The following is a 12,975-nucleotide window of genomic DNA, read 5'->3' on the forward strand; positions in this document are numbered from 1 at the left end:
GAAAATGAAAATAGCTATTGTTACTGATAGTACGGCATATATACCGAAGCAAATTCGTGATGAACTCAATATATATATGATTCCATTAAACGTTGTGTTTGGAACAGAATCTTATCAAGAAGAAGCTGAAATTTCAGCAGATGATTTTTATGTGAAAGTACGTGAACAAGAGGAACTTCCAAAAACTTCTCAACCAGCAATCGGAAAGTTTGTTGAGCTATATGAAGAACTAGCTAAAGATTATGATGCAGTTATTAGTATTCACCTATCAAGTGGAATTAGTGGTACATATCAAACATCAACAACAGCTGGACAGATGGTAGAAGGTATTGATGTATACACGTATGACTCTGAAATTAGTTGTGAAGTACAAGGATTTTATGTGCGTGAAGGTGCAAAGTTAGCAAGTGAAGGAAAGAATCCAAAAGAGATTATCGCTCGTTTTGATGAAATGAAGAAAACGATGGACGCCTATTTTGTAGTTGATGATTTACATCATTTACAACGTGGTGGTCGATTAAATAGCGCGCAAGCTTTCATCGGCAGTCTGTTACAAGTGAAGCCAGTTTTATATTTTAGAGATAAAATCATTATTCCGTTTGAAAAGATTCGTACACGTAAAAAAGCATTAAAACGTATCATTGAAATTTTTGATGAGCAAGCAAGTAAAGGTGTACCTATGGAAGCAGTTATCATTCATGCGCAACGTGAAGAGGAAGCGCATGAATGGAAGAAAGAATTAGAAGCAAAATATCCTCACGTCACAATTCGTACAGGTTATTTTGGAGCTGTAATTGGTACGCACTTAGGTGAAGGTGCATTAGGTCTTGGATGGTATACGAAGTAATAAAGATATAAAAAGCTCTCTTTTTAAGAGGGTTTTTTTACGGGTATGTTACGTTTAGTTGACAAGTTAATATTTGGAAATGGTAAAATGTACGTAAAATAAAATAATGAGGAAAGTTTTATAACTTACTTTTTACAAGAAACTATATTATAATGGAAGAGAGGTGAAACATATGGAGCATAATTCTTGTTTATGTCCAAAGTTTGAGTCAGCTTTTACTCTGCTTAGTAAGAAGTGGACTGGCTTAATTATTAAATCTTTGCTTGAAGAGTCGAAACGTTTTAGAGAAATCGCAGATATTATCCCAAATATGAGCGATCGTATGTTGTCAGAGCGTTTAAAGGAATTGGAAAGCGAGGGCATTGTAGTTCGTAATGTCTATCCAGAAGTACCAGTTCGAATCGAGTATGGCTTAACTGACAAGGGAAAAGCGTTAGAAAGTGTTATGGATGAGGTCCAAAATTGGGCTGAGAAATGGATGAAGTAGTATTTCATTTGTATTCGTATATTTAATAAAACGTAAGGGATTCCTTACGTTTTTTCTTTGTTTATAGAAGTGAGAAAATTATATAAATTTCTACACATACATACAAAAATATACGCATTTTGCGCTAGAGCTACATATAATATTACATTTGTTTTACAAAAACGTAACATTAGCAAAAAAAATCCCGAATTATGGTATAAATTTTATAGGTTATATACGGAAAAAGAAAAAAGAAAGCGGTGTAAAAAATAAAATGAAAAAGCTAAAAATGGCATCTTGTGCATTAGTTGCAGGATTAATGTTTTCTGGGCTAACACCAAATGTATTTGCAGAAGATAAAATTTCTGACGTGAAATCACAAATTAACACACAAAATGACACTTTACATAAACAACAACAAGAACGTGATGAATTACAAAAGCAAATGAATGACTTAAACAAAACAATTCAAGGTTTAGATAAATCTGTTCAAGAGAATGCTGCAAAGCTTGATGAAACAATGAAAAAAGTTGCTGATACTGAGCAATTAATTGAAAAGAAAAATAAAGATATTGCAGAATTACAAACAAAGATTGCAAAACGTGAAGAGCTATTAAGAAAGCGTTTAGTCGCACTTCAAGAACAACCAAATACAAACGTTGTAACAGAAGTTCTTGTAAACTCTAAAAACGTTGCAGATTTAGTTGATCGTTTAACTTCTGTTTCTAAAATTCTTGAGTCTGATGAAGATATCATGAAAACACAACAAGAAGACCAAGCTAGTGTGAAAAAAGATGTTGCAACGGTAAAAGAGAAACAAAAAGAATTAAAAGAAGCACAAGCTCAAATTGAAACTGCTAAGAAAGAACTTGACGCTGAAAAAGAGAAAAAAGCAACAGCGGTAAACGATTTAAGCGGTAAAATGGATACAGTTGTAACTTCAATGACAAGTACGGAAGGTCAATTGAAAGAGCTTGAGAAACAAGCGTTACAATTACAACGCATTGCAGAAGAAGAAGCACAAGCAAAAGCTGCACAAGAAGCTGCTGCTCAAAAACAAGCAGAGCAAGCTGCTAAAGCTGCGCAAGCTCAACCAGCACAAGCACCTGCAGAGCAAGCTGCACCAGCAAACAATGGTGGACAAGCTCAAAAAGAAGAACCTAAAAAAGAGGAACCAAAAAAAGAAGAGCCTAAGAAAGAAGCACCTAAACAAGAAGAGAAAAAGCCAGCTCCAACACCAGATTCAAATCCGACTCCGGGCGTAATTGGTAAGGCAAAGCAATACTTAGGTATGCCATATGTTTGGGGAAGTGCATCTCCATCAAACGGTGGTTTTGACTGTAGTGGATTCATTTCTTACATCTTTGGTGTAGGTCGTCAAGACGTTAGGGGTTACTGGAACTCAGTTTCTAAAGTAGATAGCCCACAACCAGGAGACTTAGTATTCTTCCAAGGTACTTATAAAGCAGGTCCATCTCACATCGGTATTTACGTTGGTAATGGCCAAATGATCCATGCTAGTGATAAAGGAATTGCGTACGGTGATATTAACAGTTCGTATAACCAAAAACATTTCTTAGGATACGGTCGATTCTAGGATTTATAAAAGAATAAAAAACGTGTATAAAGTCGATAGCTTACTATTTTATAAGTAGGTTATCGGCTTTTTTGAGTTTTTACGAGATGATGAGAAAGGTTTATAGTAGTGCTGGAGGTGATTGTTGATGCTAGCGGGGAAACAGTTGCTATTAGAAGAACTTTCTTCAGATTTACAGAGGGAATTAAACGATTTGAAAAAGAGGGGAGAGATCGTATGTGTACAAGGTGTAAAAAAGAAGAATTCTAAATATATGTGCCAACGCTGCGGAAATGTAGATCGGCGGCTATTTGCGTCGTTTTTATGTAAAAGGTGCAGTAAAGTGTGCGCATATTGCCGGAAGTGTATAACGATGGGGAGGGTAAGTGAATGTGCTGTACTTGTTCGCGGGATTGCTGAAAGAAAGAGAGAAAAGAATTTAAACTTGTTACAGTGGAACGGTACGTTGTCTACTGGCCAGAATTTGGCGGCGCAAGGAGTTATAGAGGCTATTAGGCAAAAAGAATCATTTTTTATTTGGGCTGTATGAATAGCCGGAAATGAATACATAAAATAATTACTTAAAAACGCCAAATAATTTTGACGTTATTTTGATTAATGTAAATTTTTTCTATGAAGTTGTTGATAATAACTTGTTTTTCTTTAAAATCTAATGTTTCAAATGCATCATCTATAGCAGTTAAGGTTACTTCATGAGAAATAGATTCTTCTTCAGAACGTTGTTGTTTAAGAAGGAGCTTTTCTTTTTCTAAATTCAGTTTCTCCATTTGCTGTTCTAAAAGGTTTTTACTGATGTTTGTAGTATTCATAAATAAATCAAGCAAGCGTTCCATTTTCTTATCTATATCTTTAATTAGTTTTTCATAATTTACCTTTTTCTCTTTTTTATTAGTCTGTTTTTTTTCTTCGGTTAAACTTTTTAATTCAGAAATAACAACTTCTTCAAGTTTTTTTCTGGACCAGGTTTTATTCATACATCTTTCTTCATATTCAGCTGGGAATCTCTTGGCTCTACAAATGTAATAATAATATCTTTTGGATTCAGTATCCTTAGATTTACCTGTACTGTATGCTACATAATTCTCTCCACAACAAGAACAAGCTATTAGCCCTGATAACAAGCTTTGCTTAGCTTTATGGGCATTATGTCCCTTGTGACGTTTCAACAGCGTCTGTACACGTTTAAACTGTTCTGATGTAACTATAGGTTCATGCTGACCTTCGTATTCTTTTCCTGAAAAGGTTACACGCCCTATATATAATGTATTAGAAAGAATGTCCCTATATCTTCGAAATCTCCAAATAGGATAGCCTTCCTCTTTTAAAACTTCCTGCACTTTAGTAATTGAATAATATTGCTCATATAAATCAAAAACTCTTTTAATGTGAGTAGCTTCGTCGTCTTTAATTATTAATTGTCCATCTTTCCTAGTATAGCCAGCTGGATCATAGTCTCCACCGTTACCTCTTAAACCGTTTTCCGCTCGTTTAACATGTCCCATTCTCATACGTTCTGCAATTGTTTCACGTTCTAATTGAGCAAATACAGATAGAATACCGATCATTGCTTTACCGAATGGTGTGGAAGTATCTAATGTTTCTGTAATAGATACAAAGTCTACCTTGTTTTTCAAAAAATGTTCTTCAATAAGTTCTAATGTATCTCTTTGAGAACGAGATAACCTATCCAATTTTAATACAACAACTGCATCTATGTTTTTTAAATCAGTTATAAGTTTTTTTATACCAGGACGCTCTAAATTTGAACCTGAATAACCGCCGTCTATATATTCATCATAGATGTCCCAATTTTTAGCTTTGCAAAACGCTCTTATTCTTTCTCTTTGAACCTCTATACTATAGTTTTCAATTTGGTCTTGCGTACTAACACGAATATATATAGCTGCTTTAGTCAAAATAATCACCTTTTACATTTAAAATTTAGCGTTAAGAGGTGCCATATACCAAACTAATTTTCCTTTTACTACAACAGGAGTGTGTTCTTGTGTTTTAGAATCATAAAATTGTGTTTTATATTCAGGATTATAACTTTCGGGTTCTAAAGTAATTCCATCTTGGAACTTATAAAATCTTTTTAGAGTTGCATCGAATCCATTAACTGCAACTGCAGCAATATCTCCATTTTTAATTTCAACATCTGGATCTATCAACGCTAACATATTTGGTGGTATTACTTTACTCATGCTATCGCCAACTACTCTTAATAAAAAGGCATGAGGGTGACAGTCAGTTATTTCTACTGGAACGTTAATCCATTCTTCAACAGTAACCATTTCAAGTGGAGTTCCAGCAGATATTGCTCCAAGTAGAGGTACAGGTTCACAGTTATTTTTAATATTTGGCTGATTAGGTCTGATGTGAGTAACATTAGAATCTTTATCTTCGATGATGTCACTTTTTAAAATTCCGAAATGATCAGCTATTTTTTGAAGTGATCCCATTCTTGGTTCTTTTAGCCCTTTTTCCCAAGTGGATACTGCCTTATCTGAAACACCAGCTATTTCCCCAAATTCCTTTTGTGAAAGATTATGCTTGTCCCTTAATTTTTTAATATTTTTTCCTATGCTCATTTTAGTGACCTCCGTCAACTTTATATTTATAATATTAAACTAAAAGTAGAACTTATTCAATATAATGTCGAAAAAATTCTACTTTAAATTCGGTATTTTAATATAAAGGTAGATTAAAAGAGTTTTTTTGGTGTTGACATTCTACTTTTAGTAGATTATTATGAGTTTACAAGCGAATAGAAATGAGGTGAAAGTGATGATTCTCACTATTAAACAAGCGCGATTAATAAAAGGGTTTACTCAAACTGATATGGCGCAGCATTTAAAAGTCCATGTTCAAACATATAGAAATATGGAAAATCATCCTGATGAGGTGACTGTAGGAAATGCAAAGAAAATTTGTGATCTACTAGAAATTAGTTATGATCAAATTTTTTTTAATGTCAACTCTACTTTAAGTAGAGTTGAGGGTGGAGTCACTCTTGAAATGTAGAAGGTGGAAGAAATGATAATTAGGGAAGGTATTGAGGTGACTAGAATAACCTTAGATGGTTATGAGTTACCGATTCCAGAAGGATATTCTGAGTTTCTACTTCGTGCTGGATATTGGAGGTACGGTGAAAAAGTAGAAAAAATCAATCACGAAGAAATTTTGTCGAATTATGAAAGAGAAGTAGTAATAGAAGATGGTAAGTTGTGTACTAATTTGACTTATATCGGAAAACAAAAATAGATAAGGAAGGTGACCAATCATGAACGGAGTATTATCCGCAAGTAAATTAATGAAAGCATCAGAAGTTGTAAAAAGATGCGCTGAAATGAGACATAGTCCCGCGTTATTACTTATTACTGAATTAGAAGCAAAGTGTCAATTAAGAGAAATGAACCGTAAGGTTTCAACTTGAAGGGATGTGAGTTAAATGAGAAATACGCTAGGTGACTTGAATAATCATTTATTTGCTCAACTCGAGCGTTTAAGTGATGAGGACTTAGTGGGAGATAAATTAGTCGAGGAAATAGAAAGGGCTCGTTCTATAACAAGCGTAGCTAATCAAATCATTTCGAATGGAACTTTAGTGTTAAACGCTCAAAAGTTTCATACAGAATACAAATCAAAGGATCTTACCAAACCAAAAATGTTGGAGGGGTAAAGGATGGCGAAACTTTTTAACGATGAACAAGTGGCTTTTATTCGAGAAAATGCAAAAGGATTGTCTAATCAGGCTCTAACGAACTTAATAAATAAAGAATTTGATTTGAGTATTTCAATAAAACAAATAAAAACATTTAAGAAAAATAATAAAATTTCCAGCGGTTTAACTGGTCACTTTGAAAAAGGTCACGTTCCTTTTAATAAGGGTAAAAAAGGCCTTACGAGGGGTGGAGTTGAGACGCAATTTAAAAAAGGACAACAAGCAACAAATTATAAACCAGTCGGTAGTGAACGAATCGATCGTGATGGTTACGTACTAGTCAAGGTTTCGGATAAAGGGCCTTGGCACAAACGGTGGAGGCACAAACACAGAGTCTTGTGGGAAAAGGAACATGGTCCCATACCAAAAGAACATTGCCTTATTTTTTTAGACAGCAATAAACAAAATATTATATTGGATAACTTGCAATTAATTACTAGGGCCCAACTGACTCGAATGAATCAGAATCATTTAATATCAAACGATGTTGAACTAACTAAAACAGGTTTAATCATCGCTGAGATTTACAGCAAAATGGGAGAACGTAAGCAGTCTAAATGATGCATATGAAGGGAGGTGAGTTAAGTGAAAGAAGTAACGTTAGTTTTTAAATCAGGTGCCAAAGCAAGTTTTACAGTAGAGCAATTTAAAACATTTAAAAATAGCTTTGGATTTTTATCAGGAATTGAATATGAAGGTGCAACTCCGACAGTACCATTCCATATTAGTGTGAGTAATATCGATGCAATATTTGTGGAAGACATCGCCGAAAAGGAATCGATTAAGAAAACTGATCATCCAGGTGAAGATTTCTATGGTTGTGAAATTAAGCAAGATGATAGGTATTTTATGTTCGGACAGAATGCCGTACTTGAAGGGAATCTAACAAATTACTTAATTGCGGAACAAAATGTTGAATGCTTTCGAGCTGTATAAAAAGAAAAACCACCTGCGCCAACAGGTGATTTAGAAAAACAAAATTCACAGTCATTATAGCATGAATTGATTTCATGTAAAGGAGCGTTTTATTGATGGATATTAAAACAATCACTGAAAGTGTGCAAGCCATCCACAATGCATATGACAAAGGAATTATCAGTGTTCGTGATAAGCAAGTACATGTAACTCACAAGGTATTTGAATTCTTGCTACAGGAAGCGGAAGTACAACCTATGATAGTAAGTCGCGTATCTAAGGATTATCCTTTTGAAGTTTCTTTTGATAATAACGGTTTTACATATTATTCGCTGTATAGCGCACAGGAAAAGAAAAATAAATTTGGAGGTAATATCGATGAATGCATTACAACAAAATGAATTATTAGAAGTGGACCAATTGCAAGATGCGGAGCAACAATTTGAAATTACGGATATTAATGGCCTGAACTGGGCATTCCGTAAACTATCTGCTCTTAAATCAAAGGAAAAGGAAATTAACCAATTAGCAAATGTTGAACGTGATCGTATTGCTGAATGGGAAAAAGGCGAATTAATTTCCGTCCATAATAGTATCACCTTCTTTGAAAGCCATGTTCAACGTTATCATGCGGAACAACTTGCAGCAGATCCAAAGCAGAAAACGATTAGTACGCCTTATGGTAAATCTAAAACTCGTAAGAGTAAGGAAACGCCGGATAAAGGTGATGAAGCATTACTTTTAGATTATGTCATTCAAAATGACCTTGCTGAGTTCATCAAAAATAGTGTGAAATGGGCCGATTTAAAGAAGACACTCAAGATTGTAGAAATCAGCGGTGAAAAGGTTGTTATCGATGATACAGGTCAAATTGTTCCAGGCGTTACAGTTAAACCTGAGTCTATCTCTTATAGTGTGGAGGTTTAAAAAATGGCTAAAGTAAAAATTGAAGTAGATGTAGATTGGTTAGATGAAGACGAGAATCTTGATGATGTAATCAAAAGTAAAGTTATCTCGGGCTTACAGGACAGATTGATTCAAAAAGTAGAACAAAAGGTTTTATCGAAAATTGAACGTGAAGCTGAAGAAAAAGCAAATGAGGTTGTAGATACTTTTATTCATGGAGCCTTAGAAAAGAAAATCGATGAATTAAAAATACCATATAAGAAAAATGGTTGGGGATCAGAAGTGGAATTAATACCGATTAGCGAGTTTATTGGTATGAGATATGAACGGTACCTAACAGAAAAAACGCTTGATGAACATGGCCGAGAGGCTAAGTATTCAAGCGATAGAAAGTTATCTATAAGTGAGTATTTCATTCAAAATTATCTTGCTAAGGAGCTTACTTCTAAAGTTAGCACGATGATTCAAACTGCAAGAAAAGATGCAGAAGAAACAATAGTCAAGGCGCTTGAAAACAATCTGAAAGAACAGTTATCCGTTGATATTATTCAAAGGCTTAATATCCCACAAATGTTGGAGAGTCTGCAAAATAAAGCTACAGAATTGGATATTAAAGAATAGGTTTGGAAAAGGAGCGTAAAACATGTCGTTAAAAGTAACAGATGCACAACGTGAAAAGCTGAAAGCTTGTATAGCCTTATTCGGTGCCAGTGGTGGAGGTAAAACATTAACTTCTTTAATCCTGGCATATGGAATGATGAAAGAAGCTTATCCTGATTTACCAGAAGAAGAATTGTGGAAGAAGATTGGTGTTATCGATACGGAGCACAAACGTTCACTTCTTTATGCAAACAATACAATTAAAGGTTACAAGATTGGTAGTTTTAAATATGTTGAACTCGATGCTCCATATTCTACAGTGCGATACCAACAAGCGATTGAATTATTAAAGAAAAGTGGTTGTGAGGTTGTTATTGCAGATAGTCTTTCACATGCTTGGGAAGGTATCGGAGGTATCTTGGACCAGCAACAAGATTTAGGTGGGCGTTTTCAAGATTGGAAAACAATGAAGCCGGTTATTAAAGGGTTCATTAAATCACTTACAGAAAATGATGTTCATATTATCGCTACGTTACGTACTAAACAAGAATATCAAGCTGAGCGTGATGATAATGATAAGCTTCAAATTCGTAAGTTAGGATTAAAACCAATTCAGAAAGATGATTTGGAGTACGAATTCATGATTGTTCTACGTATGGAGCAAAATCATACAGCTACACCAACTAAAGATAATTCTAATTTAATAAATGAAAATGGTGAATTAATTAAGCCGGAGCATGGTGCAATCATTTATAAATGGTTAGAACTTGGTGTAGATGTAAGAGCGGAGCGAGAAAATGAAAGAAATGCTCTTATTACAAAAATTATAGAGATTGTTGAATCCAGTGATGAAGCAGCGAAGATGCTAGATGAAATTGAGTTTAAAACAAAACAAAAACTCCAAGATTTCAATCTTAAATATTTAAGTGCTGCTTTAGATAGATTACAAGTTTTTAACAACAAGGAGGAAAAATAATGTTTACAGTAGATCATGAACAAGCTAAAGGATTTGAGCAAGTTAAGCCAGGAGAATATGAGGTAACAGTTGTTAATTATGAATTAAAAAAAGCTGAATCCGGAAACAACATGATTGTTGTGGATTATGAAATTCGTAGTGATGTAGACCAGGCATTCCAAGGACAGAAGCTTTTATTCGATAATTTTGTTGTAACTGAAAAATCACTGTGGAGATTACAAGCAATTTCTAAAGCTGCAGCATTTCCAACAGGAATGAAATTCGCTTCTTACAAGGAATGGGCAGATACTCTTTTAAATAAACATCTTCGTGTAGTAGTTGGTGAGCGTGAATATAACGGTAAAAAATATCCGCAAGTAAATGGGTTTAAAGAATCGGAAGCATCGGCTCCAAGTACTGGATTTACAGTTTCGGATGAGGATGTTCCGTTCTAAAAGTTAATTAACAAGATTCAAATAGGAGGGAGCTACTAATGGCTCCCTTTTCCAAAGGGAGAAAATCAAATGAGATATAAATTTAATCAAATACCGGCAGAGCTTAAAAACACTCCTCATTGGATCTTATGGCGGTCAGAAGTAAGAAACGGTAAGAAAACAAAAGTTCCTTATCAAATCAATGGGGAAATGGCTCAATCGAATAATAGACGGAGCTGGTCAACGTTCCCAACGATCATAAAATTCTATGAACAAGGAGATTATGACGGAATTGGATTCATGTTTTCAAAGGAGGATCCATTCATTGGAATTGATATTGACCATTGTATTCAAGAAGGTGCTGTTACAAGTTTAGCTGAGGATGTTATTGAAACTGTAAATAGTTACACGGAATATTCACCAAGTGGTGATGGCATCCACATTATTGCAAAAGGTAAGCTGCCATTAAAAGGACCAGGTACAGGACGGAAAAATGTCGATATAGGATTAGAAGTGTACAGACATGGACGGTATTTTACTTTCACCGGTGATTGCTTAGATCAAGTTCCTGTGGAAGAGAGAACGAATGAATTAAAAGTTTTATTTGAGAAGTATTTGAAAGAAAAGCCAAAGCCTGAAAAGAAGCAAAGCGCTACTTCATTTGAACGAGAAGATATTACTAGTTTATCGAATGCTGAATTATGGGAGCGAATGTTTGATAGTAAAAGCGGTGCAGCCATTAAAGATTTATTCCAGGGCATGTTGATTAATGGTGATCATTCTTCAACTGATATGGCCCTATGTAATCATTTAGCATTTTGGACGGATAAAGATGCTGCAAAGATGGATTCAATGTTTAGAGAGTCTTCATTACTTCGTGAGAAGTGGGATAAACCGCATTCCAGTGACGGCCGTACATATGGACAAATGACAATTGATACGGCAATTCTTTCAACTCCTTCCACAATAGCTGATTATGAACCGCCTGAAGAGAAAAAGTATGAAGTTTACATTTCTGATAACTCAATTGAAGATACTGAGGAAATTATCGATGAAGCGCCAAAGTTTCATTTAACTGAGTTAGGAAATGCTGAACGTATCGCATATTATCATGGCGAAAATGTTCGTTATTGTAATGAGTTGGAATGGCTCATATGGAATGGTAAGCATTGGCATGAAGATAGTAAAAGGCAGATTGAAGCTATCACTGCCAAAACATTAAGAGCCATATACGGAGAAGCAAAGGCTACAGAAGATAAATATCAATCAAAGTTGCTGCATGATTGGGCAAAGAAATGTGAAAGAAGGTCTATCCGGATAAATAGCATCTTGGATGTACGACCGATGGTATCGGTGAAAAAGAAAGAATTAGATGCTCATAACTTTTTATTTAACTGTGATAACGGAGTTATTGATTTAAAGACCGGTGAATTATTACCGCATGACCGTGACTTGTTATTAACAAAGATTTCTCCAATCAAGTATGACAAAAATGCTGAGTGTCCAAACTGGAAAGCTTTCTTGGAGAGTATTTTTAAAACACCTGCAGGTGAAGCGGATTATGAATTAATAAATTACCTGCAGAAAGCAATTGGTTATTCATTAACCGGTGTAACAAAAGAGCAAGTAATGTTTTTCTTATTTGGTAATGGCCGTAATGGTAAGTCTACTTTTATTAATATTATCCAGGATCTACTCGGTGATTATGGGAGACAGACAAACAGTGACACCTTCTTAAAAAAGAGAAATGATTCAGGAATCAATAACGATGTGGCCAGATTAGATGGAGCTCGTTTTGTATCGGCTGTTGAGAGTGAAGAAGGGCAACAATTATCTGAAGCCCTAGTAAAACAAATCACTGGTGGAGAGAAAATGTCAGCACGTTTCTTACGCCAGGAATATTTCGAGTTTACACCTGAATTTAAGGTTTTCTTCACTACCAACCATAAGCCAATTGTAAAAGGTTCGGACGAAGGTATTTGGAGAAGGATTATGCTTATTCCATTTACCGTAACTATACCTAAAGACAAGATTGATTATGATCTACCAGATAAATTAGCAAAAGAAATGCCAGGTGTTTTGCGTTGGGCAGTGGAAGGCTGCATGAAGTGGCAGGCCGAAGGGTTGCGTGCTCCTGAAGCCGTGAAGGCAGCGACAGCAGAATATCGTGAAGATATGGATATACTCGGACCATTTATCGATGAAAATTGTGCGGTGTATTCGACAGCAAGAGTTGAAGCAAAGTTACTTTATGAAAATTATACAAAATGGTGCTATCAAAATAACGAGATGGATTTAAAGAATCGTGCTTTTTATCGTCAGTTAGAAATTCGTGGGTTTAAAAAAGAAAAAGGATCAAAAAATAAAACCTTTATTCATGGAATGACATTAAACGAATTTGCAGGAGCTAGTCTGTTTTCTGGTGAGGAAAAAGAAGAGAAGAATAACATAACTCCTATAAATAGGAAAAAAGTTTGATTTTGGGTTACTAAGGGTTACTAAACTATTTTTTTAATAACCCATATAAACGT

At 34.9% G+C, this 12,975-nt stretch carries 17 protein-coding genes and 1 pseudogene; 16 read left to right on the plus strand and 2 right to left on the minus strand.

Going from position 1 to position 12,975, the window contains the following annotated elements; genetic code table 11:
- The first annotated feature begins 4 nt into the window (after positions 1-4).
- The 4 genes and pseudogenes from ACS2CR_RS05855 to ACS2CR_RS05870 form a co-directional block, all read left to right on the plus strand.
- Positions 5-847: a DegV family protein gene (locus tag ACS2CR_RS05855; RefSeq protein WP_002103834.1), complete on the plus strand. Its 843-nt coding sequence runs from the start codon at positions 5-7 to the stop codon at positions 845-847.
- Positions 848-1,019: 172 nt separating this feature from the next.
- Positions 1,020-1,334, plus strand: coding sequence for a winged helix-turn-helix transcriptional regulator (locus ACS2CR_RS05860; protein ID WP_000400857.1), 315 nt, complete (start codon positions 1,020-1,022; stop codon positions 1,332-1,334).
- A 148-nt stretch (positions 1,335-1,482) separates the two neighbouring features.
- Positions 1,483-2,910 (plus strand): C40 family peptidase, encoded by a 1,428-nt coding sequence (locus tag ACS2CR_RS05865; protein ID WP_053514254.1) that lies wholly within the window; start codon positions 1,483-1,485, stop codon positions 2,908-2,910.
- Between the two features lie 127 nt (positions 2,911-3,037).
- Positions 3,038-3,436 (plus strand): annotated as a pseudogene (locus tag ACS2CR_RS05870) (DNA/RNA helicase); the annotation flags it as partial.
- Between the two features lie 34 nt (positions 3,437-3,470).
- On the opposite strand, the gene ACS2CR_RS05875 reads toward ACS2CR_RS05870, so the two are convergent.
- Entirely contained in the window at positions 3,471-4,826 is a 1,356-nt protein-coding gene (locus ACS2CR_RS05875; protein WP_153602923.1) for a recombinase family protein, read from the minus strand.
- Positions 4,827-4,844: 18 nt separating this feature from the next.
- Positions 4,845-5,501 carry a LexA family protein gene (locus ACS2CR_RS05880; protein WP_153602924.1) on the minus strand — a complete coding sequence of 219 codons (657 nt, stop codon included), beginning with the start codon at positions 5,499-5,501 and terminating at the stop codon, positions 4,845-4,847.
- A 160-nt stretch (positions 5,502-5,661) separates the two neighbouring features.
- Here ACS2CR_RS05880 and ACS2CR_RS05885 point away from each other — a divergent pair, with 160 nt between their 5' ends.
- The 12 genes from ACS2CR_RS05885 (at position 5,662) to ACS2CR_RS05940 (ending at position 12,922) form a co-directional block, all read left to right on the plus strand.
- Positions 5,662-5,934, plus strand: coding sequence for a helix-turn-helix transcriptional regulator (locus tag ACS2CR_RS05885; protein WP_309567725.1), 273 nt, complete (start codon positions 5,662-5,664; stop codon positions 5,932-5,934).
- 12 nt (positions 5,935-5,946) lie between these two features.
- Positions 5,947-6,174, plus strand: a complete 228-nt coding sequence (locus ACS2CR_RS05890) for a hypothetical protein (RefSeq protein ID WP_063676117.1) — start codon at positions 5,947-5,949, stop codon at positions 6,172-6,174.
- A gap of 19 nt (positions 6,175-6,193) precedes the next feature.
- The gene (locus ACS2CR_RS05895) at positions 6,194-6,346 is read left to right on the plus strand and encodes a hypothetical protein (RefSeq protein ID WP_309567726.1); all 153 of its coding nucleotides are present in this window, start codon (positions 6,194-6,196) and stop codon (positions 6,344-6,346) included.
- A gap of 15 nt (positions 6,347-6,361) precedes the next feature.
- On the plus strand, positions 6,362-6,592 hold the full coding sequence (locus ACS2CR_RS05900; RefSeq protein WP_098213900.1) for a hypothetical protein: 231 nt from the start codon (positions 6,362-6,364) through the stop codon (positions 6,590-6,592).
- A gap of 3 nt (positions 6,593-6,595) precedes the next feature.
- Positions 6,596-7,195 (plus strand): HNH endonuclease signature motif containing protein, encoded by a 600-nt coding sequence (locus ACS2CR_RS05905; protein ID WP_153602925.1) that lies wholly within the window; start codon positions 6,596-6,598, stop codon positions 7,193-7,195.
- A 24-nt stretch (positions 7,196-7,219) separates the two neighbouring features.
- Positions 7,220-7,570, plus strand: coding sequence for a YqaI family protein (locus ACS2CR_RS05910; RefSeq protein ID WP_309567727.1), 351 nt, complete (start codon positions 7,220-7,222; stop codon positions 7,568-7,570).
- 95 nt (positions 7,571-7,665) lie between these two features.
- Positions 7,666-7,950 carry a hypothetical protein gene (locus ACS2CR_RS05915; protein WP_153602926.1) on the plus strand — a complete coding sequence of 95 codons (285 nt, stop codon included), beginning with the start codon at positions 7,666-7,668 and terminating at the stop codon, positions 7,948-7,950.
- A complete protein-coding gene (locus tag ACS2CR_RS05920) occupies positions 7,928-8,476 on the plus strand; it encodes a host-nuclease inhibitor Gam family protein (protein WP_153602927.1) in 549 nt (182 codons plus the stop codon). The genes ACS2CR_RS05915 and ACS2CR_RS05920 overlap by 23 nt, the downstream gene beginning before the upstream one ends.
- A gap of 3 nt (positions 8,477-8,479) precedes the next feature.
- Positions 8,480-9,076, plus strand: coding sequence for a hypothetical protein (locus ACS2CR_RS05925; protein ID WP_153602928.1), 597 nt, complete (start codon positions 8,480-8,482; stop codon positions 9,074-9,076).
- A 22-nt stretch (positions 9,077-9,098) separates the two neighbouring features.
- Positions 9,099-10,031 carry an AAA family ATPase gene (locus tag ACS2CR_RS05930; RefSeq protein WP_325839017.1) on the plus strand — a complete coding sequence of 311 codons (933 nt, stop codon included), beginning with the start codon at positions 9,099-9,101 and terminating at the stop codon, positions 10,029-10,031.
- A complete protein-coding gene (locus ACS2CR_RS05935; RefSeq protein ID WP_016109502.1) occupies positions 10,031-10,465 on the plus strand; it encodes a DUF669 domain-containing protein in 435 nt (144 codons plus the stop codon). The genes ACS2CR_RS05930 and ACS2CR_RS05935 overlap by 1 nt, the downstream gene beginning before the upstream one ends.
- A 69-nt stretch (positions 10,466-10,534) precedes the next feature.
- Entirely contained in the window at positions 10,535-12,922 is a 2,388-nt protein-coding gene (locus ACS2CR_RS05940; protein WP_153602774.1) for a phage/plasmid primase, P4 family, read from the plus strand.
- Positions 12,923-12,975: the final 53 nt, after the last annotated feature.

Source organism: Bacillus cereus group sp. BceL291 (assembly GCF_051776705.1).
Classification (GTDB): domain Bacteria; phylum Bacillota; class Bacilli; order Bacillales; family Bacillaceae_G; genus Bacillus_A; species Bacillus_A cereus.